Annotated in this window: 19 protein-coding genes and 1 tRNA gene; 8 read left to right on the forward strand and 12 right to left on the reverse strand. The window is 60.3% G+C overall.

The features are described from left to right. Positions 1 to 31: 31 nt before the first annotated feature. Positions 32 to 355, reverse strand: coding sequence for a hypothetical protein (locus BB347_RS06050; protein WP_139327020.1), 324 nt, complete (start codon positions 353 to 355; stop codon positions 32 to 34). Positions 356 to 632: 277 nt separating this feature from the next. On the opposite strand from BB347_RS06050, the gene BB347_RS06055 reads away from it, so the two are divergent. After that, complete coding sequence (locus BB347_RS06055; RefSeq protein ID WP_076582003.1) at positions 633 to 1,532, forward strand: polysaccharide deacetylase family protein; 900 nt, start codon at positions 633 to 635, stop codon at positions 1,530 to 1,532. Between the two features lie 15 nt (positions 1,533 to 1,547). Here the strand turns inward: BB347_RS06055 and BB347_RS06060 are convergent, their stop codons facing one another. Continuing rightward, positions 1,548 to 2,525 (reverse strand): asparaginase, encoded by a 978-nt coding sequence (locus tag BB347_RS06060; protein WP_076582005.1) that lies wholly within the window; start codon positions 2,523 to 2,525, stop codon positions 1,548 to 1,550. Positions 2,526 to 2,855: 330 nt separating this feature from the next. On the opposite strand from BB347_RS06060, the gene BB347_RS19240 reads away from it, so the two are divergent. Both BB347_RS19240 and BB347_RS18930 read left to right on the forward strand, forming a co-directional pair. Beyond that, positions 2,856 to 2,996, forward strand: coding sequence for a hypothetical protein (locus tag BB347_RS19240; protein WP_168170931.1), 141 nt, complete (start codon positions 2,856 to 2,858; stop codon positions 2,994 to 2,996). Positions 2,997 to 3,193: 197 nt separating this feature from the next. After that, positions 3,194 to 3,463 (forward strand): hypothetical protein, encoded by a 270-nt coding sequence (locus BB347_RS18930; RefSeq protein WP_139327021.1) that lies wholly within the window; start codon positions 3,194 to 3,196, stop codon positions 3,461 to 3,463. A gap of 86 nt (positions 3,464 to 3,549) precedes the next feature. Here the strand turns inward: BB347_RS18930 and BB347_RS06070 are convergent, their stop codons facing one another. After that, complete coding sequence (locus BB347_RS06070) at positions 3,550 to 4,728, reverse strand: redox-regulated ATPase YchF (protein ID WP_076582006.1); 1,179 nt, start codon at positions 4,726 to 4,728, stop codon at positions 3,550 to 3,552. Positions 4,729 to 4,884: 156 nt separating this feature from the next. On the opposite strand from BB347_RS06070, the gene BB347_RS06075 reads away from it, so the two are divergent. Continuing rightward, positions 4,885 to 5,295, forward strand: coding sequence for a DUF2267 domain-containing protein (locus BB347_RS06075; RefSeq protein WP_076582008.1), 411 nt, complete (start codon positions 4,885 to 4,887; stop codon positions 5,293 to 5,295). A gap of 143 nt (positions 5,296 to 5,438) precedes the next feature. Here the strand turns inward: BB347_RS06075 and BB347_RS06080 are convergent, their stop codons facing one another. After that, positions 5,439 to 6,170, reverse strand: a complete 732-nt coding sequence (locus BB347_RS06080; RefSeq protein ID WP_076582009.1) for a GNAT family N-acetyltransferase — start codon at positions 6,168 to 6,170, stop codon at positions 5,439 to 5,441. A gap of 253 nt (positions 6,171 to 6,423) precedes the next feature. Here BB347_RS06080 and BB347_RS06085 point away from each other — a divergent pair, with 253 nt between their 5' ends. Beyond that, complete coding sequence (locus BB347_RS06085; RefSeq protein ID WP_076582011.1) at positions 6,424 to 6,879, forward strand: hypothetical protein; 456 nt, start codon at positions 6,424 to 6,426, stop codon at positions 6,877 to 6,879. A gap of 88 nt (positions 6,880 to 6,967) precedes the next feature. On the opposite strand, the gene BB347_RS06090 is transcribed toward BB347_RS06085, so the two are convergent. The 4 genes from BB347_RS06090 to BB347_RS06105 all read right to left on the reverse strand — a co-directional run bounded on the left by BB347_RS06090 (position 6,968) and on the right by BB347_RS06105 (position 12,038). Next, positions 6,968 to 7,549: a DUF7344 domain-containing protein gene (locus tag BB347_RS06090; protein ID WP_076582012.1), complete on the reverse strand. Its 582-nt coding sequence runs from the start codon at positions 7,547 to 7,549 to the stop codon at positions 6,968 to 6,970. Between the two features lie 491 nt (positions 7,550 to 8,040). Then, entirely contained in the window at positions 8,041 to 8,733 is a 693-nt protein-coding gene (locus BB347_RS06095; RefSeq protein WP_076582014.1) for a helix-turn-helix domain-containing protein, read from the reverse strand. Positions 8,734 to 9,125: 392 nt separating this feature from the next. Further along, positions 9,126 to 11,465 carry a catalase gene (locus BB347_RS06100; RefSeq protein ID WP_076582015.1) on the reverse strand — a complete coding sequence of 780 codons (2,340 nt, stop codon included), beginning with the start codon at positions 11,463 to 11,465 and terminating at the stop codon, positions 9,126 to 9,128. 177 nt (positions 11,466 to 11,642) lie between these two features. Further along, a complete protein-coding gene (locus tag BB347_RS06105) occupies positions 11,643 to 12,038 on the reverse strand; it encodes an SPW repeat protein (protein ID WP_076582017.1) in 396 nt (131 codons plus the stop codon). Between the two features lie 215 nt (positions 12,039 to 12,253). Here BB347_RS06105 and BB347_RS06110 point away from each other — a divergent pair, with 215 nt between their 5' ends. Together BB347_RS06110 and BB347_RS19245 are read left to right on the forward strand one after the other, a co-directional pair. Beyond that, on the forward strand, positions 12,254 to 12,709 hold the full coding sequence (locus tag BB347_RS06110) for a response regulator (protein ID WP_076582018.1): 456 nt from the start codon (positions 12,254 to 12,256) through the stop codon (positions 12,707 to 12,709). Between the two features lie 104 nt (positions 12,710 to 12,813). Continuing rightward, positions 12,814 to 12,972: a hypothetical protein gene (locus BB347_RS19245; protein WP_168170932.1), complete on the forward strand. Its 159-nt coding sequence runs from the start codon at positions 12,814 to 12,816 to the stop codon at positions 12,970 to 12,972. A gap of 347 nt (positions 12,973 to 13,319) precedes the next feature. On the opposite strand, the gene BB347_RS06115 is transcribed toward BB347_RS19245, so the two are convergent. From BB347_RS06115 to BB347_RS06125, 3 genes are all read right to left on the reverse strand, one after another. Beyond that, positions 13,320 to 15,797, reverse strand: a complete 2,478-nt coding sequence (locus tag BB347_RS06115) for a PAS domain-containing sensor histidine kinase (RefSeq protein ID WP_170872009.1) — start codon at positions 15,795 to 15,797, stop codon at positions 13,320 to 13,322. 324 nt (positions 15,798 to 16,121) lie between these two features. After that, positions 16,122 to 16,298: transfer RNA gene (locus BB347_RS06120), tRNA-Trp, on the reverse strand. 45 nt (positions 16,299 to 16,343) lie between these two features. Further along, entirely contained in the window at positions 16,344 to 17,264 is a 921-nt protein-coding gene (locus tag BB347_RS06125; protein WP_076582020.1) for a DUF5794 domain-containing protein, read from the reverse strand. A 502-nt stretch (positions 17,265 to 17,766) separates the two neighbouring features. On the opposite strand from BB347_RS06125, the gene guaB reads away from it, so the two are divergent. Beyond that, positions 17,767 to 19,269, forward strand: coding sequence for an IMP dehydrogenase (guaB, locus tag BB347_RS06130; RefSeq protein ID WP_076582021.1), 1,503 nt, complete (start codon positions 17,767 to 17,769; stop codon positions 19,267 to 19,269). 12 nt (positions 19,270 to 19,281) lie between these two features. Here guaB and BB347_RS06135 read toward each other — a convergent pair whose 3' ends face one another. After that, the gene (locus BB347_RS06135; RefSeq protein ID WP_076582023.1) at positions 19,282 to 20,967 is read right to left on the reverse strand and encodes an acyl-CoA synthetase; all 1,686 of its coding nucleotides are present in this window, start codon (positions 20,965 to 20,967) and stop codon (positions 19,282 to 19,284) included. Positions 20,968 to 20,969: the final 2 nt, after the last annotated feature.

Below are 20,969 nucleotides of genomic sequence, written 5' to 3' on the forward strand. Positions count from 1 at the left end.
GGAAGGGAGTTGGGTGGCCAGTACAGGTCAACTATTGCTCAGGTTCCATATTCAGATAGGTATGTACTCCCCGAACAACTGCCCCAATTCCGACGAGAGCAAGAATCACCACGGTGAGGAGACTCCACTCCCACACAAGTAGCAACCCGGAAAGGGCCACCGAAAGGATACCAATCCCTGTAATTACGATTGGGTACGCTCTTGGGTTGATAACAATACTGAGGAAGCCAACACCAACGACAAAAGCGAAGATGGTCGCTATGGGGTATCCAAGGTACCCTCCGATACCAGACAGTCCCAAAACGACAACTCCCATAATAATCCACGGGTATTGCCACCGATCTAATCCGACCATGTTTTATCTTTTACCAATCAGCTCCCATATATTTTCTCTCTCATGTTTAGTTCGTACGTGTAGTGAGCAGGTGGTTCATCGGCTTTAGCATGAAACAAAATAGGGTCGCTGGATTGTGCTCATCTTCTGTATCCAACAAACCGTTTATATCAATCATTGAGCGCTCAATTGAGTTGCTCGAGCCCGCGTTCTCGAAGGTATCAATCAACTCGCGTTACGGTCACGAACGGCCGTAACGAACCTCTTTACCGCGGGTTGTGGAATCGTTTGCTGAACCATGGGTACAGTTGACGTTGCAATCGGCGTCGACGCGGACTGCGTCGCCGGCTGGCTCGGATCCTACGGCGGAGAAGACTCCCCCGCGGACCTCTCTCGAGGCCTCGCGGCCGGAAACGAAGGCATCCCGCGGATGCTCGCCCTGTTCGACGAGCAAGATATCGAGACGTCGTGGTACGTCCCTGGGCACACCATCGATACCTTTCGGGACGAAATCGAAGCCGTCGCGGCGGACGGTCACGAACTCGGGGTCCACGGCTACTCCCACGAGAACCCGACCGACCTCGAGCGAGAACAAGAAGACGAGATTCTCGAGGTCTCGATCGACCTCATCGAGGACGTGACGGGCTCGGAGCCGGTCGGCCACCGCGCGAGCTGGTGGGAGTTCAGCGAGAACACGCCGGATCTCGTCGAGAAACACGGCTTTCTCTACGACAGCAGCCTGATGGAACGGATGTTCGAACCCGGCTGGATGCGAAAGGGCGACAGCTGGGAGAAAATCGACTACGACAAGGACCCACAGACGTGGATGGAGCCCTACCAGTACGGCGAGGAGACCGACATCGTCGAGATTCCGATCAGCTGGTACCGTGACGACATCCCGCCGATGTTATTCATCAAACAGCCCATCTACCACGCGGGGTACAAGGACCCGGAGATGATGTACGAGCAGTACTACAAACGCCAGTTCGACTACCTCTACAACCGACGCGGCGCGGGTGTCTACACGTTCACGATCCACCCCGATATCCACGGTCTCCCACACATGATCCCGCTGTTCGAGGAGTTCATCCAGTACGTCAAGAGCCACGAGAACGCGCGCTTCGTCACTCTCGAGACCGTCGCCGAGACGTTCAAAGACGATCCGTCGGTCTACGAAAGCGAGAGCCAGTATATCTGAGCGTCCGCCGCCCAGTCACGCGTCCGCCTCGAACGCCGCCCGAATCGACTCGAGGTCGTCGACGGCCTCGAGCGCGAGTGCGAGTCGAAGCCTCGCCTGCCGCGGCGACCGATCCTCGCCGAAAATAGCCCCGTACTCGCGGAGGCGCTCACCACCGCCGTCGCCCCCGTATGCTGGCGTGACTCGTCCCTCGAGACACCGCGACGTAACGACGACGGGAACCCCCGACTCGACCGCGTCGCGGACGCCTTCGGCGAGTCCCGGCGTTGCGTTCCCGAGTCCGGTTCCTTCGACGACGAGACCCTCGGCCCCGCGCTCGAGGGCGGCCTCGAGTAGCTCACCCGTGACGCCGGTTCCGCTCTTGATCGTGTAGACTGATCGCTCGAGCGACGTTGCATCGATCGGGTCCGTCTCGGATCGGGGCGGTCGATGGATCGCCACGCCGTCTCGGTCGACGTGCGCAACCGGCCCCGAATCCGTCGATTGGAACGCGTCGAGTGCGGAGGTGTGCGTCTTCGTCACGTATCGCGCGCTGTGGATCTCCTCGTCGAACGCGACGAACGTCCCGCCGGCGTCGCGCTCGAGGAACGCACGACCGGCCCGAACCGCCGTCAGGAGGTTACTCGGTCCGTCGGGGCTCACCTCGTCGGGTCGTCGCTGCGCCCCCGTCAGAAACACCGGCGTCTCTGGCTGTGCCGTGACGTCGACGTAGTACGCCGTCTCCTCCATCGTGTCCGTCCCGTGGGTGATGACGACGATATCGACCGCCGAATCGTCGTCGAGTTCTCGGACGCGCTCGCCGATTGCCTCGAGCGTCTCGCCGTCCATCTCGAAACTCGGCACCTGTGCGACGTCTTCGATCGTCACCTCCGTGTGGGACTCGAGTTCAGGGACGGCCTCGAGCAGTTCCTCGCCCGTTTGCGTCGGCTTCGGGCCGCCGTCCGATTCGGTGCTCGCGATGGTACCGCCCGTGGTGAGTACGGTCGTGTTCATACCGACGCCTCCGACGCTGGCGGCCGAAAAGGTACGCCCTGTCCGCACTCTCACGACGGTGTCCGATGACGAAACTGAGGAGATCCTCACACAGTTAGGTACTGATCGAAATACAGCGGATATATCTATACCTCAAGCAGTTCGGAACCGACCAGACGACTGCCGACGAAGCTGAAACCATCGAATACCTTCATTCTCACACTGAAGAAATCGACCTCGTGGGAGAGATCGAACAGTGGCGCGACGATCTCATCCAGTACAGACTGGACGAACTAACCGACGATTCGTCTAACCCGAATGATTAACCGCAGTCGTGACGATACAACAACCATGGCGACCACGGAAAGTTCAGAGTCCCAGACCCCACTCGATGAAGTGATGGGGGATATCCGGGGTGAACTCGTCCGGCGGGTACCAGCGGCTGACCGGGACGCAAATCGAGATATCTACGACGCGCTCGAAAACGAGTAACGCGCTTCGACTCTACTGTTATCAGTTCGTGCTGACGATCTTGATTACCGATACTGAGTACACACAGTGTACACAACGGATAAACACCATTTGACCAACTTCGACCTTCGCGATCACTGCAGATGCGGAGTGAGTATCGCGTTCACCATCTACCTATTGGGAAAAATATATTACAGGATAACCTAAATCGTCATTTAATGGAGCCTATTGCTTTCCTTGGTCTGACAATCTTATACGTATCAATACACGTGATACTGTCGGTTCTTGTGCTAAAAGACGCAGAACAACGAGGAATCGAAAACTCGGTAATGTGGGCTACAATTATTATTATTCTCTCTGGGGTCGGACTCGTTATCTACCTCATCAGACGAACTATGCCTGAAAGTGAAGCTGAGGCCCCCGGAGATGCAGAATTCCCACTCCCCGGAACAGAGCCTTCTGATGACTCATCCCCCACAGACGAGTGACCGGGTTATTGACTATTCGTCATGTGAGTTCCCTGTACTGACCGACAGAACCACCGAAGACGTAGAGTTAGTTTGTTAAAATATTGTCAGTTCGTGCTGACGATCTTGATCACATCTCCCTCCTCGAGTTCGTACTCGTCGCTCACTTCCCGACTCGACTTTGCGTCGACGGCGTGGAGGTAACCGTCGCCGATATCGGAGTGGACGGCGTAGGCAAGGTCGACGGGCGTCGAGCCGTCGGGGAGGAGGAAGGCGTCGGGGAGGACGTTCCCGCTGCCGTCGGACCACTTCGCGGCGTCTTCGACGGGGTACGCAGTGAGATACTCGAGTAACTCGTAGACCGCGTAGTTCAGCGCCGACTGGACGCCCGTGCCGTCCCACTCGGCCATCGTCTCTGCGAGTCCCTCGAGGGCCTCGCGCTGGGCGTCGCTGACGCCGTCGCCGATTTCGAGGCGTTCGTCGCCGGGATCGTAGTCGACGAGGTCGTTGTCGGCGGCTCGCCGGAGGGCGAGTTCACCTTCTGCGGTGGTCGGAATCACGGGTTTATCGAGCTCGAGCAATTTCTCGACGTTCTCATGTGGGGCGACGTCGATCTTGTTCGCGGCGACGACGATCGGTTTGGTGCGTTCGCGGACCAGTCGAGCGAGTTCCTCGCGGTGGTCGTCCTCCCACTGGATCGGATCGTCGGGATACTCGAGTTCGCGCAGGACTTTCGCGATCTGCGTCGGCGAGGCGCCGAACCCCGAGAGCATGTCCGCGAGAACCTCGTCGATGTCGAAATCTGGCGAGCGGGACTTTCGTTCGACGGATTCCCAGTTGTCCTCGACGATGCCCGCCAGCCAGAGGTCCATCTCCTCCTCGACGAAGTCGATGTCCTCGAGCGGGTCGTGCTCCCCGATGTCGACGGGTTCGCCCTTCTCGTTCGTCCCGCCGGAGGCGTCGATGACGTTGACGATGACGTCTGCGTTGGTCAGTTCGTCGAGGAACTGGTTGCCGAGTCCCTTCCCCTCGTGGGCTCCCGGGACGAGCCCGGCCACGTCGAGGAGTTCGATCGGAACGTAACGCTTGCCGCCCTCGCAGTTGTCGGCGTTACAGCGTTCCTCGCGCTCGAGGCAGGGGCACTCGGTTCGAACGTAGCTGACGCCCCGGTTGGCGTCGATGGTCGTAAACGGGTAGTTCGCGACGTCCACCTCGGCCATCGTCGCCGCAGTGTAAACCGTTGACTTGCCGGCGTTTGGCTTTCCGGCAAGCGCAATCGAAAGCATGCCTCCCCGTAGCATCGTCGCTTCAAATTGTCTTTCGATTCCTGTACCCCACAGTGACGATTCGCCGGACGTGTTCTGATTGCCTGTATCGAGTCGAGCGCGAGCCTTTCACCTGAAGGCTTCAGTCTCTCGTGGCGGGCCCGTGAAGGTCCGCCCATGCAGTACGACAACTTCATCGGCGAGGTTCAACACCGCGCCCAACTCGACTCTCGAGAGGCCGCACTGAGCGTCAGCCGCGCGACGTTGACCACGCTCTCCGAACGAATCCAGCCCGGCGAAGCCGAGAATCTTGGTGCACAACTTCCCGAAGAACTCGGCCGATTCCTCGAAGAAGTTGACGACGTCGAGCAGTTCGCCTTCGACGAGTTCGTCGACCGCGTTGCCGACCGCGAAGAAATCGGTAACGACGACCCGGCCGACGCCGCGTTTCACGCCCAGGTCGTCCTCGACGTCGTCGAGGAAGCGGTCAGCGTGGGCGCGCTCGAGGATGTCAAAACGCAACTCCCCATGGACGAGGGGTACGACGAGCTATTCGAGATTGCAGAGAGCGAAGGGAGTCCGGCGTAACACAGCAATTCGAGCAGCGTCCGTTTTCGATAGTCCGTTTCGTCCGTTCTCGCGACCATGCTGGTCGCGCCCCGAGAGAACTCGAGGGAGCCTCGAGAATTGCCCCGAAGTCTTCGACTGGATCGGTTCTGCGTCGTCCTTGCTCACAACTCGAGTGCCATCATCACCTCGTCGGCGTAGTGGCCGTTGAGTTTGTAGTGGTCCTCGCGGACGGCTTCGGTTTCCCAGTCGTGGGCTTCGAGGAACGCGATGGCCTCCTCGTTGCTCGAGGGAACGCTCTGGTAGACGCGTTCGTAGCCGTTCGCGCCGGCCCACTCGAGTCCGCGCGCGAGCAGATGCGAGCCGATTCCGTACCCTTGGTACTCGTCTAAGACGCCGACGGTGAGTTCGGCCGTGTGTGAGAGCTTTTCGAGTTCCGGCGCGTAGAGGTGGACCCAGCCGACGACCTCGTCCTCGACGGTCGCGACGAAGAACATCCGGGACTCGAGTTCGTTGTGCCGAAGCAGCGTCTCCTGGTGGTCGATTTCGTCGGCGACGCTCTCGGCTTCGATGTAGGTTTTCTCCTCTGCGACCTGCCGAATCGCGCCGACGATTCCCGCGAGGTCTTCCTGTCTCGCCGGCCGGATGTGGAATTCGAGGTCGTCGGAGACGTACTCTTCTTCGGCACCGGCGGCCATCGTTACCCGAAGCGTTCCGTCCTCGCGCTCGAGTCGCCCGTCGCGTTTGAGGATGGCGACGTGATGTCTGAATCCGCTCGGATCGATGGAGAGGTCCTCCTGGACGGTATCGGGTTCGACGGCACCGTGGCGTTCGACGTACTCGTAGATGCGCTTACGGTCGTCGTGGCCAAACTCGAGGGGTTCACTGGATGACATGGTATTAGGTACCACCCAACAATACTTAATTCTTGGCTGGCTGCAGTTCGTTCACCGGTCATTTGAGAGTAATCTGGGACTTGGATCGACGAGACCGTCGCCGTCGCGTCTCGGTCGTCGCTTAATGAATCAACAGTTGAAGCAGGAGTGGCTTCCGTCCACAGTCATCAGATCAGCGTGCGTGAGACGGCGGGATGTATTCGGCCACCAGTGATCCCACCTCGAGTGCGTCCCGTCGTTTCGCGTCGCTACAATGGTCGGAACGGAACTGCTGGTTGCTGGCTGTTCGCTCGCCTTCGCAGTAGTGAGCGGACTCGTTCTCCACGAGTGGCTCCACGCACTCGTGCTTCGCCTCGCCCGAATCGACTACACGATCACGTACGGCCCGGATCGAAAGCGGGGTGCCATCAAGATGTTCACCAGTTGCCCGTGGGCATCGGTCACTCCCTATCCGAGCGGTCGGGAACCTGCCTGGAAGCTTCGGATTGCTGCACTCTCTCCGCTCTTGCTCGTCGTTCCCGTTCTCGGGATTGCTAGACTCGAGTCTCTCTCGTTTGATTCTCCGATTGTGACGGCGATAACGATCGGCTGGCTCGCGTGTTCGATCCCCAGTCCACAGGATTTCTCGGTCGCATTCTATGCACACGAAATCCTCGAGTCGACAGTTACTCGCGAACCGGATTCACCTCACCACTCCCACGCTGACTGATCGGTGTCGTGGCGACCCACCCGTCGTTCGCGTCGTTCGCATTGTTCGCATTGTGTCGTCGTTCGCGTCGTTCGCATTGTGTGTGCGTTTAGTCGGTCTCCCCAGTGTGCCACATCGTGTACGTGTGTACGCCTGTGAGGAGCGCAAACGCCGCGAGAATGACCGCCGTAACGCTACTCCACGGAACTGACACCGTGCCGCTGGCGACGACGACGGTCGCAACTCCACAACAGCCGACGGTGCCCGCGTAGCGAAACGGCCACGGATTATCCGAACTCGAGTCCTCGAGTCCCGTGAGATACGGATCGAACTGCTCGAGTGGCGGGTTCGTCCTGATCGTCCCTCGGTCCTTGTCGTAGTCGATGATTCCACGCGCATCCAGCTTCGGTAAGTGCGATTGATACAGCGAGATGTAGACGCGCTGGCGCTGATCCGAGTGGAGATTCGCCACGGTCGTCTCGTGTTCCCAGGCGGCGACCTGTTCGGCGAGATCGCTCAACACGACCGGTTCGTCGCTTCGCCGAAGATATCGAAGCACGTCACGACGCCGTTGTGTCTGGAGAATGTGATAGATATCGTCGGGCTCGAGAGAAGTCTCGTCCTCACCCCCAGAATCGTCTCCTTCGGCGTGTGTGACACTCCCGTGTCCTTCGGCTGCTGTGGGGGTCATTATCAATGTACACTCACTGACGAGTATGAATAACTATCCCATTTGATCACCGACGCCAGCGGTGAGACTCGAGTTAATTTACCAGTGTGGGCCAATGGACGGGGTAGGACGTGGCCCACGAACGGTTACGTGACGGTCACACAGCCACGAGTGACCGTCGTGAATTGAGCACGAGTGATCCACCGGCGCGTTCAAACACTCGGTAGGTAATCACAACGTCGGCGTCTGCCGACACTCGACTTTCGCTTCGCCAAATAATAAAGCTATCTACTGCGGCATACATGCTACAAATAGAGATATATGTGGGCAAATGTCCACGCCCATTTGAGATAGCGAACAAGTGGTCGATAATCTACCCCGCCGGGAGTGAAAAGTACCCAGCCGTCCGACTCGAGGTGTAGACGCTTGACGTCGCTGCTCGCTTTCGGTTCGTTCGAACCGGCGGAACTCGGAGTGACGGTACCGAAAACTGCGCTCGTTGCACCTCGTGGTCAGGGGTCGATCGGTGTCGGTTGCATTCCGTCGGTCAACTCGGCGCTCACTAACGCCGCGTGACAGCGCCGGAGCCGTTCGGAAAGTGCCTGATGAGAGACGTCGAGTTCGCTCGCCAGTTCTTTGAGCGTAATCTCTCGTGGAATGTCGAAATAGCCGAGATCGTACGCCGTACAGATCGTTTCGTACTGCGTTTGGGTCAACGGCGTTCGTGCACTTTCGAAATCGTCGATACCGGTCAGTCGAGTCACCTCGACGGCGTACTCGTACTGTTCGAACAGTGCATAACACTCCGACAGCGCACCGCGGTCGTGAAAGAGGAGTTTCACGGACCACGTCCCGTTTTGACCACAGGCCGTCAAAATCGCACCCGCGTTCTCTGCGACGATTTGCTCGAATACCTTCAGTTCATCACCGAACTCGAGTCTGAACAGCCACTGCTCGCGCTCCTCGAGTCCGTCGCTCGTCTCGGTGTGTTGGTTACTCCCCGTCAAACTCGCGATGACCGTGAGCGACGGATCCGCCTCCAGTGCGTCCCGAACGCGGCGACGGTTCGGCCCCGACACCCAGACGAGGGGCGGTGAATCGCCGATCATCCCGCCGATCTGACACTCGAACGTCGGCACTCGATCGAACGTTTGGGCCGCTCCGAGTCGATCCGCAGGTATCTCGAGTTCGACGACTGTCGTCATGATCGAAACCCACCACGATAACCTATAGACGCGTTGGGTTTCCGGTAGCCTTTCCCGCCACCCAATTACCGTGACTCTCAACTCGCTGTGAGTGTATATTCCCACAACAGCAGACTCGAATTAGGTGGGTCTCAGCGTTGTATCGACGTCTTCTGGCTGAATTCACCGAAAGGCTATAATATCAATGCCCGCATACGTTTATCTGGCCGAGCTTGGGACTTGGCTCACAGGGAATACAGGGAAGCGGTGTTGGTTTTCTCCACGACGATACGCTGACACGCGAGGTGAGCGCTCGGTGGGGCCAAACTCGCTGCTCGAGCGCGCTGTCCAGTCCAACCGAATGGGAGGGTACCGAGACGAAACAGAACGCGGTGAGTATTCGCGCGCCGAGCTTACGCCGGGACCTCCTCCGGACTCCGCCCCCAGTGGCGATGCTGGGCAATCGCATCGACGAAGGCCTCGGCGAAGGCGTCGAGATCGTTGCCGTCGCGACTCGTCACGACGCCCTCGGACGTGACGGTGCCATCACCGTCGCCCGCAATGTCGATATCCGGCAACTCGACTTCCTCGAGTAACTCGGTGCCCGCACCGAGCGCGGCGATCGGTTTGTAGTGCTTGAACGCCTCGGCGACGAAGTGTTTCGGGTCGCCCTGCTGGGTTAGCGTGTCGACGCTCTCGCTGCCGCCAGGGATGACAACCGCGTCGAAGGAAACCGAAGCCGCCGCGACGTGATGTTGATCGGCCTCGACCGTCTCGCCGTTCGCCCCGGACTTCTCGCCGAGGTACTTCGAGATGATCTTGACTCGTGCACCCTCGTCTTCGAGGGCGGACTCGAGTTCGCTCACGTGATCGTCTTCGAATCCGTCGTCGAGGAGGATGGCGATCTTGCGCGTCTCGATCGTGTCCGGCGTCCGGTTTTCCATACTCAGCGACGGATCCTCTCTGTCGTGGTCGGGCATTTCGTCGCCCGGCGAGTCCGGTGGCTCGACGCCGATTCCCTCGGCGACGCGCGTCGCGAACTCGTGGTCGACGTTGTTGAACAGGTCGTAAACCATCCGCTCGCGGATCTCCATGCGGTCAACCTTCCCGAGTTCGAAGTGAGCGGCGTCGACGATGTTCTGTTTCTCGGGCTCGCTCATGCTGTTCCAGAACAGTCGGGCCTGATCGAAGTGCTCCTGGAAGCTCTCGCTGCGGTTGCGGATCTTCTTCCCGTCGATTTTTTCGTTGTAGTGTTCGTAGCCGCCTTCTTCTTCGGGGACCTCCTGTGGATCGTCGTCGCCGATCGAGTTCGGCTTGTAGGACGCTTTCCCCTCGTTGATCTCCTGGCGCATGAAGCCGGCGCGCTGGTTGTTGTGGCGCTCGGCGAGTGGCCGATTGATCGGAATTTCGTCCCAATTTGCGCTGCCGAAGCGGTTGAGCTGGGTGTCCTGATAGGAGAACAGCCGCCCCTGGAGGAGCGGATCGTTCGAGAAGTCGATCCCGGGGACGACGTTGCCGGGGTGGAACGCGACCTGTTCGGTCTCGGCGAAGAAGTTATCGGGCGTTTCGTTGAGCACTAATTTCCCGATCGGTCGGACCGGAACTTCCGTCTCGGGAACGATCTTGGTCGGATCGAGGACGTCGAAGTCGAACTCCTCGGCTTGCTCTTCGTCGAAGAGCTGGACGCCGAGTTCCCACTCGGGGTCGTACCCCTCCTCGATGACGTCGTAGAGTCCCTTCCGATTGAAATCCGAGTCCTTGCCCCAGAGCTTCGTCGTCTCGTCCCAGACGAGCTGGTGAGTGCCGAGTTTCGGCGTCCAGTGGAACTTGACGAACACCGACTCGCCGTCGTCGTTGATCAGCCGGAAGGTGTGGACGCCAAAGCCCTGCATCATCCGATACGCTCGCGGCAGCGCCCGCCCCGAGAGCACCCACATGACCATATGTGTGATCTCGGGTTTCAAGGAGGCGAAATCCCAGAACGTGTCGTGGGCCGCCGACGCCTGCGGAATCGCGTTGTCGGGCTCGGGTTTGATGGCGTGAACCAGGTCGGGGAACTCCATCGCATCCTGGATGAAAAAGGGCGGCATGTTGTTCCCCACGAGGTCCCAGTTACCGTCCTCGGTGTAGAACTTCGTCGCGAACCCCCGAACGTCCCGGACGGTATCGGACGAGCCTCTCGAGCCGACGACGGTCGAAAACCGGACGAAGACCGGCGTCTTCTGGTCGGGGTTGGTCAGCACCTTCGCCTTCGTCACATCCGCGATATCGTCGTACTCGCCGAGGTCTGGATCCTCGTAGGGCTGGAAGTACCCGTGAGCACCCGTCCCGCGAGCGTGAACCACCCGCTCCGGGATCGATTCGTGGTCGAACTGGGTCATCTTCTCCCGGAAGTGGAAGTCCTCCATCAGCGTCGGGCCCCGCTCGCTCGCCTTCAGCGAGTTGTCCGTGTCACTGACCTTGACGCCGTGGTCCGTCGTCAACTCCTCTCCCGACGGATTCTCTCTCACCTCCTCGAGTTGCTCGTCTTTGCTCGCCTCGTCGAGTTCTCCCTCGTGAGCGTCGCTCGTCCCGGGTTGTCCCCCACCTCCGTCTTCGCCTGCACCGTCTGCTCGAGGCTGTGGCGTCTCTTGGGTGTCGCTCGAGTCGAGTTCGGGTTCGTCGTCGACGCGTTCTGCGTTGGTCGATTGCTCGGATGGCGTCTCACCAGAATGCTCCTCCGTTCGGTCGTGGGTATGGTCGTCGGAAGTCATCGGTCGATCGACGGTCGGGCGTTCGCTGTCCGTTTGGCGTCCGAAGGAAGCCCGATTTCCGCCGTATCAGCCCTTCGACGAACGGGTCCCTAATGGTCGACCTGACATGTGCATGCACCCCGACAGGAGGGTGCTCGGCCGGCGTCGATTCGAGCGAGGTTCTTCGTGCCCGGACACTTACGTCTCACTGGCGCTCGAGTGGGACAATTGCCAGCTACCGTAGACGCTGCCGACGGCCAAAAGCGCCACGAGCAACCCGGAGATTACGTTGCTCCAGAGGAGTCGGTCGGTGGTTCCCTCGAAGAGAAACGGTGCGGCGAGGACGACGAGCCCCAGCAGTGCGACGAAAATTGGGGCAACAACTGGGGGCAGCGATCCACCGTCCGGCCACGCTGCGGTGTACGCAGCGAACGCCGCGATTGCCGCTCCGGCGAGAAAGTTGAGGACGATAATCGTGCCCATGCCAGTTAGAACCACGCCGGACCAGAGAATCCAGGCACCGAGGCCAGCAGCGACTCCAGCCGTGCGAACCGGAATCGCCGACTGACTCGTCGTTTCACGCGTGTCGCTCATACCCACAATACGCGAGCGAGCGGTCTAAATTCACACCCAGCATTGTGCCGCCCAACCACGATTCCACTAGGATACTAGTCAGGTACGACCCTGGCGTGTCTGACCGTCTCGCGAACACCTGTCGCAGACGAATCCCACGACAGTAACTGTCGCCACGAATGACTATCCACGTTGAATACCTACGTAGTTTTATCGCCGTCGGGCAAACCCATCATATGGATTCCCGGGAACCGAACATGGATGGGGTGGTCGACATCTTACTCGTCGAACCAAACCCCGGCGACACGCGACTGTTTAGCGAGAATTTCAAAGACGCAAAGCTTCTCAACACTGTTCACTCCGTCTCGAACGGTGAACTAGCACTCGAGTTCGTCCACCAGCGAAACGAGTACGAAGACGCCCCGCGACCTGATATCATCCTCCTCGAGCCACAACTTCCCGGAACGAGCGGAATGGACGTTCTCGCCGAATTGAAAGCCGACCACTCCCTCGCCGACATTCCCGTCGTCATCCTCACGAGTTCGGATATGGGCGAGGCGATCGTCAAACGCCACGACCTCGAGGCCGACTGCTACATTCGTAAACCGGTCGCCCCCGAAGAGTTCGTCGAGTTCATCCGGTCGCTCGAGGAATTCTGGTTCGCGATCGTCAAGAACCCGGCCGAGGAGTGAGCAGGTCGACCGTTCGACGGTATCGCCATGCGCTGGCGCGTCAGCACTCAGCTACCGTTTCAATTTGGCGAGACGCTTTTTCCTCGTTCTCGCGTCTCTCTACTATGGCAACGAAGTCCCCCGTTTACTGTCGACTGTGTGATCAAGCAATGGGTCCTGAAAACACGCTCGAACAGCATTTAGTGCACACGCACGAACAACGAGAACTCGCCAAGCGACTCGTCTCCGAGTGGGAAGCGGAGGAACTCGGCGACATCGGTTGAGTAGGCTGTCACGACTTTCAGTGTCTCTGGGCGTCTGTTCCGATCACATATCGAAACGTACTCTCTCGATCGAGAGAAGGGGACGATCGGTGTGACAGTGGCGCGCTGGTATCTGGTAGACGCCGTTCGGTTCACTGTTGTCAAGTCTCGCTCACGAACCCCGGCGCGGCGACGAACGCGGAGTGTTCGGTAGTTCGTGAAGTCTCTGCGAGAGACATCCGCTGAATCGGTTCCGTTGACTTTGACGACAGCACGATGGCTCTTACAGGTCTTGGTGCATACAGCGCGTCTCTCTCGCAGGACGCTACATCCTGACCGGAACGGCTCAACCGGTCGGTAGCGTGAATTTACGTCTCGTCATCGCCTGTCGCAGGGAGCGTAAACGAGACGGTCGTGCCCTCACCCAATTCAGACTCGATCCAGATGTCGCCGCCGGCAGACTCGCTTCGCGAGCCTGCCGAGCTCGAGTTCGCTTCGCTCGCTCGAACGCCGTGGCGCTCGACGATGCGCTTACAGAGCGCGAGGCCGATCCCCGTTCCCGAGTGCTCGTCCTGCGCATGCAGGCTCTGGAATACGTCGAAGACACGCTCTCTGTCGTCCGGGTCAATACCGATCCCCTCGTCGGTGACCGAGACGATTACCTCGGAACCGTTCCGCACGGCCGAAACATCTACCTGTGGCGGGTCGTCGCCGCTGTACTTGATTGCGTTCGAAAGCAAGTTCTGGAACACCTGGCGTAACTGCCCTGGGTCACCCTCGACACGAGGTAGCGACTCGGCCGTGATTTCGGCATCGCTTTCTTCGATTTTCATCTCGAGGTCCCGGCGAACATCCGCGAGAACGGCGTCCAGATCGATCGGCTCGAAGGGATCGCCGCGCCGTTCGACCCGCGAATACTCGAGCAATCCTTCGATCATGTCGTGCATCCGGTCGGCACCGTCGACGGCGAAGTCGATGAACTCCGCACCGTCCTCGTCGAGCTCGTCCGCGTAGCGGTGCTCGATCAACTGGAGATAGCTCGTGACCATCCGAAGGGGCTCTTGTAAGTCGTGTGAGGCTGCGTAGGCGAACTGTTCGAGACGCTCGTTGGATGCCTCGAGTCGCCGCTCGAAGCGCTTGCGTTCGGTGATATCGGCCAGTGCGCCGGGGAACGACACCGGCGTACCGTCATCGTCGTATTCGATCTGACCGCGCGCAACGACCCAGCGGAGTTCGTCGTCGTCGTCCCACACGCGGTACTCTTCTTCGTACTCCTCCCCCGATTCGATGGCGTCCTCGATACTCCGTTTGACCCGCTTGCGATCGTCGTCGTGGATGGCCGAGATGAACTGGTCGAGCGAGACGCCCTCGGTACCCGCGTCGGGATCGATCCCGTACTTCTTGGCGAAGGAAGCGCTGGTGACCATCTGATCGTCGGGAATATGCCACTCCCACGTCCCGACAGCGCCGGCTTCGGCCGCCGCCTCCAGTCGCTCTTTTGTATCCTCGAGATAGCGCTCGCGTTCGACCCGTTCGGTGACGTCGTTCGCCGCCCCCAACCATCGAGTGAGTTCGCCATCCTCGTCCAGGAGTGGTGTGGCACGCGAGACGATCCAGGCTACTGTGCCGTCTTCACGAACGACTCGGTGTTCCAGCTCGAAACTGCTTTTCGTTCGAATGGCTTCGTCGATGGTGTCCTGAACCCGCGACTGATCTTCAGACGGAACGTATTTTTCGATCCACGATGGTCCTTGCTCGTCTGTGTCAGCGAGGAAATCCGCCCCCTCTAAATTGTGCATCTCACTCCAGTCCGCGTTCGTACTGAACACCACGTCCGACGTGGTGGTGACCAACGCGCGAAATCGTTCTTCGCTCTCGCGTAGCTGTTCGTACGCTTCTCGTTTCGCCTCTTGTAGCAACTCCTGTCCGCGCAGTACGATGTCCGATGCGAGCTGTGAATCCGCTGCCTCTGGATCCTGTAGCAGCTCCTGCTCGCGGTCTGTCTGGAGTTCCTGAACGATCGGAGTGATATCCTCGACGCTGTGGACGATGTAGTCGAGTTCGCCAGTCGTGTCGAACACCGGCGAATTGATCGGATTCCACCAGCGCTCCTCGAACTCGTTGCTGTCGGACGCGCGATCAGGAATCGGATAGTGTGTCACCGGCATGGTGTCCGCTTCCCCGGTCTCCGCTACTCTCTCGAGGGACTCGCGCAGGTTTCCGGCACCCTCGGCCGGATCGTCGGGATTGTTCGGAAAGATTTCGAACAACGTCTTCCCCATAATCTCCGCCCGCTCGGTCATCGTCGCGTTCAGATACGCATCACTCACGGCCACGATTTCGTAGTCCTCGGGCTGGACGATGAGATAGTTGCCGGGCACGTTCTCGAACAGTCGACGAAAGGTCGCTTCGGTGGCTTCCGTTTCCGTCTGTTCACGTTCGCCAATTTCGCGAACGATTCCGAGTGCTCCGTCCTCGGTATCGCCCGAATCGAGTACGCTCACCCGAACTTCGCAGCGAATTTGTTCCCCCTCGACGGTCTCCATGGTGAGCTCGAGTACATCGCTTTGGCCGGCGGCGTTCGCTCGGAGATGGTCGATCTCGCGTTCAATCGCCACACTGTCGTCACCGAAGAGCACGGACACATGCTCGTCGAGCAGTTCCTCACGCGTGTACCCGATGATATCGACGATGGCGTCGTTGACCGAGACGAGGTGGCCGTCGTCGTCGAGTCGATAGACCCCCGAATCGATCGTATCGATGAGGGTACGATAGCGCTCGAGGGCCTCAGTGTCGTCCATCCCTTCCCAGAACTCCTTTTCAGAACCCTCGGCCCGTTCGCTCATATACCGATTGTGGCCCTCAGATCGGATAAGTATCTTGCTTAGACCGCTCCTTGTATTATTCGGCAATTTGAGAACAGCACTACGATACCGATGACCTCGTCGTCACGTCGACGAAGTTCGTCACACCACCTGAGTTACTGAAGCCTCTCCAGCGTTTGCCCCGGTGTATAAGTGATCGCCCGCACGTTGTGGGTTACGAATTGGTTGGCAGGTAAGTGAAGGTCGGAGAGAGTGAACCACGAGGATTTCGCTTCACCCGTCTTTTGGGCTTAAATCCTTCACGTTCGTTACTCACCGCTCACGACGTTGTTCACGGTGAGGAAATGGGGTCGGAGGGATTTGAACCCCCGATCGACTGATATCTCCGGTGCGCCTCGGAACTCCAGAGGGTCATCACACGGACACTGATCAGGTGTCCGATCAGTATATCAGTTCTGGAGTGTCGTCCCGGGCGCCGTAGCCTCTGGAGTCAGTCGCCATCCCTGGCTTGGCCACGACCCCTCGAGTCTCAGTTGGGCTATCCTGCCTAAAGTGGTTTCGATTCGATTAGAGCCACGGGGCGCGACCGTCGGTGTCGGTCGAGTCGTCTCCGGGGTAGGGGCCGGGGTCCGAGTCACCGTCGTCCTCGTTCGCTTCCGTCTCGAGATCGAACTCCGCATCCGAGTCGCCGCCGTCGGTGAGCGCACCCAGACTCGAGGTCGGTGAATCACCGTCGTCGGCATCGTTCGCGTCGTCGCTCGAGTCGAGTGGGAGGTCGATGGCGAATACGCCCGCGACGATGAGGGCGGCCAGTGGGGCCTGTCCGAAGGCCATGCCGAGCATCGAGAGGGGGAGCAAGCCGAGTGCGACGGCGCTACCGAAGCGGAAGCGATCGATGTCCATACACTCGCGCAGGTACGGGCCGCTGAGGGCGATGGCGAGTGCGAACGCGACGCCGACGATCGCAGCGAGGGTGGCGTTCGCGACGAGTGCGGGGTCGTCCATGACGGTGAACGCGGCTCCGTTCGGATCGATACTGGCGACGAGTCCGAGGCCGATGATGACCATCGGATTCGGGAGGTAGTCACCGATCGTCGCGCTCGCCGTCTTGGCCGCGATGGCGACGATGACGAGTGCGGCGAATCGTTCGAAAATGACGATGTCGATGACGCTCCCGATCGCCGGCGCGAGAGCCGCCTGTATCGCCGCGAGCACGATGAGTGGGATGCCCACCAGCATGACGATCATCGCTTGCTCGCGGGGTCCGCCGGTCATCTCGGCGAGAATGACGGCGACCGTTGCGCTCCCGCCGAAGATCAACAGACCGACTTGGACGGCACCTAGGGGATCGTCGAGTGCGCCCGCGAGAATCAACGCCGGAAAGACCCCGTCGATGAGCGGGAGCATCATGACGAGTGCTAATAAGCGGGTGTCACCACCGACGAATCCCTCGAGACGAAGGGCGACCGGATGCCGTGAGGTACTCATTGGTCAGGGTTGGTGGCCATGACCCGAGGCCGGTGGGTAATAGGGGAGACGGTCCCGTACGGACTGGTGTGGAAGGAACCAGCGCACTGGATTAGGGCCTCGTGCTGTGAGTTTTGGTGTCCATTTACCGAACTGGAATGTGGCGGCGTCACAGTCGACGCTCGTCAGGCCAGCGGTTCGGTTTTCACTGAAACTCACAGTGTACATACTGGATTGGACAACCGGATTCTCAATAAACGTTGTGTGAGAACCCGTTTCACAACCCGTCACTATCTCACCACTGGGGTGCAAACCCGGAGCAGAATGCACACATCTGGGATTTGCTTTGTGTACTAAACCGGCGGTATTTTAGACAAATCGGAACTTAGTCATACTCTCCCTCACCCCACGCTCTCCCTCGCCCCACCCTCACAGCGCGAGGCGAGTGCAGACTCGAGGGCGACCGAATCGTTCAGGGCAGCCATCTCGCAACGTTTTTGCGTCACGGCTTCCGACGGTTTACATGGCGAACGACATCCCTGAGCAGGAGCCTTATTCTGAAAAATTACGGGTACCGGAGGCGCTAACGTTCGACGATGTCCTCTTGCGGCCCAAAGAGAGTCGTGTCGAACCAGACGACGCGGACCTCACCGCACACGTCTCGAGGAACGTCGAGGTGTCGGTGCCGATTCTCTCGGCGGCCATGGACACCGTTACGGAAAGTGGCATGGCCATCGCGATGGCTCGACACGGCGGACTCGGCGTCCTCCACCGGAACATGAACGTCGATCAGATGGTCGAAGAGATCGAGCGCGTCAAGAGCGCGGACGAACTCATCATCCCCCTCGATTCGGTCGTCACCGCGGACCCGGAGATGACGGTCCGTGAAGTCGACGAACGGATGGCACGAGAGGGCGTCGGCGGCGCACCGGTCGTGAACACGAACGGCGAAGTGTTGGGAATCATCTCGAGTACGGACATCCGGCCCCACCTCGAGGTTAACGAAGACGACGAGGTCACGGCAGCGATGACCGACGAGGTCATTACGGCGTCTGACGACATCGATCCACGCGACGCGTTCGACCTGATGTACGAACACAAGATCGAGCGCGTCCCGGTCGTCGACGACGAGAACCTTCTCGTCGGCCTCGTGACGATGCAGGGTATCCTCCAGCGCCGGGAGTATCAGGAAGCGGTCCGCGACGACGACGGCCGACTCCGCTGTGGCGTCGCCGTCAGTCCCTTCGAGCACGACCGGGCGACCGCCGCGGACGAGGCGGGTGCGGACGTGTTGTTCATCGACACCGCCCACGCGCACAACCTGAACGTCATCGACGGCGCTCGAGAGATCAAGGAGTCCGTCGACGCGGACGTCGTCGTCGGAAACGTCGGGACGCGCGAAGCGGCGGCGGACCTCGTCGACTTCGCGGACGGAATTAAAGTCGGCATCGGACCGGGGTCGATCTGTACGACGCGAGTCGTCTCCGGTTCGGGGATGCCCCAGATCACGGCGGTCGCGCAGGTCGCAGACGTAGCGAGCGAACACGACATTCCGGTGATCGCCGACGGCGGTATCCGCTACTCCGGCGACGCGATTAAAGCGATTGCCGCCGGTGCGAACGCCGTCATGCTCGGCTCGTACTTCGCGGGGACCGACGAGGCCCCCGGACGCGTCGTGACGATGAACGGCAAGAAGTACAAACAGTACCGCGGCATGGGCAGCGTCGGTGCGATGAAATCCGGCGACAGCGACCGATACCTCAAGGACGAACCGGACGAAGACGACGAGTACGTGCCGGAGGGTGTCGAGGCCGCAACGCCGTACAAGGGCACGCTCAAGTCCGAACTCCACCAACTTGCAGGCGGAATGCAGTCTGGAATGGGATACGTCGGTGCGGCGACGATTCCCGAGTTCAAACAACGCAGCGAGTTCGTCCGCGTCTCCTCGGCCGGACAGGCCGAGGGCCACGCCCACGACGTCGTCATCACCGACGAAGCGCCGAACTACTCGCCCGACAGCGACTGATCGGTTCGGCTCCTACCTCGAGTCGGAGTAGCCCAGTTCGGTCCGCCGAATCTTTCCGGTCGTCGTTGTCGGCAGTTCGTCCCGGAACTCGAGTTCGCGCGGATACTCGTACTCGGCCAACGTCTCTCGAACCAACTTCTGAATGTCGGTCCGCAGGTCGTCGGTTCCCGACACGCCGTCGACGGGTTGAACGACCGCCTTGATGATCTCGCCGCGCGTCTCGTCCGGCACGCCGACGACGCCGACCTGCCCGACGCCCTCGTGCTCGAGGATGGACTCCTCGACCTCCCGCGGCGCAACACGGTAGCCGCTCGTGATGATGAGGTCGTCGTCTCTCGAGGCGAACCAGAGGTAACCGTCCGCGTCGCGCTCGGCGAGGTCGCCCGTGAGGTGCCAGACATTTCCGTCCGGCCCGTCCTCGAGGGTCACTCGCTCGGTTCTCTCGGGTGCGTTCCAGTACTCCCGGAAGACCACGGGGTCGTCGCCGCGTCGGACGGCGATTTCTCCGATCTCGCCCGGTTCGACTCGCTCACCGGTATCGGAGTCGAGCACGGCGACGTCGTGACCCGGCACCGGCTTGCCCATGCTGCCCGGTTTCGCGGCGAACCACTCTCGGCAGTTCGTGACGAGTAGATTCGCCTCCGTCTGGCCGTAGAGTTCGTTGACGACCACGCCCTCGAGTTCCGACTCAGCCCACTCCAGAATTTCCGGGGTCAACGGTTCGCCACCGGAGCAGATCGCCTCGAGCGAGAGGTCGTAGCGCTCGGTCGGTTCGTCGACGCCCATTAGCATCCGGATCGCGGTCGGCGGGAGGAAGGCGTTCGTGACGTCGAACCCGCCCAGGATGTCGAACGCGCGTTCGGGATCGAACGACCCCATCGGGTGGCCTACCACAGGCCGGCCGTAGTGCCAGGCGGGGAAGACGAGATCGCCGAGCGCGCCGATCCAGGCCCAGTCGGCAGGCGTCCAGTAGACGGTGTCTTCGCTGTGAACGTTCCGCTCGAAGTACAGCTGAAACGCCGGACAGTGGCCGAGCCAGACGCCGTGGGTGTGGAGGACGCCCTTTGGCTTGCCGGTGCTCCCGCTCGTGTACATCACGATCGCGGGGGTGTCGACGTCGGTGTCGGCGAGTTCGACCGCCGTGTCGTCCCAGTCGACGGCGTCGACGAACGGTTCGACCGAGGCGCTCCCTGCGTCGTCACGTTCGTTGCGCCCCTCGTCGCCGACGACGAGGACGTGTTCGAGGTCGGAACAGTCCGGCGCAACCTCGAGCATCGTCCCTCGCTGGCTCTCGTCGACGACGGCTACTCGGGCCTCGCTGTCGGTCAATCGGTAGCGGAGCGCGTCGTCGCCGAATAGCACCGACAGCGGGAGCGAAATTGCTCCCAACTTCCAGCATGCGAGGTGCGTGAGTACGTTCGCGGGCTTTTGCGGGACGACGACGGCTACGCGGTCGCCGCGTTCGACGCCGCGGGACTCGAGGGCGCTCGCGACGGCGTTCGATCGCCCGTCGAGGTCGGCGAAGCTGTACGTTTGGTGGCCGCCGTCCGACGCGACCTGATAGAGGGCCACCTGCTTGCCGTCGGCGTGTTTCCCGACCAGGTCCGCGGCTGCGTTGAACCCCTCCGGCACGTCCCACGAGAACGACTCGCGAGCCGCCTCATACGACTCGCCATCGACGGTGACGGTGTACGTCATGA

The organism is Natronorubrum daqingense (genome assembly GCF_001971705.1).
In the GTDB taxonomy this organism is placed as follows: domain Archaea; phylum Halobacteriota; class Halobacteria; order Halobacteriales; family Natrialbaceae; genus Natronorubrum; species Natronorubrum daqingense.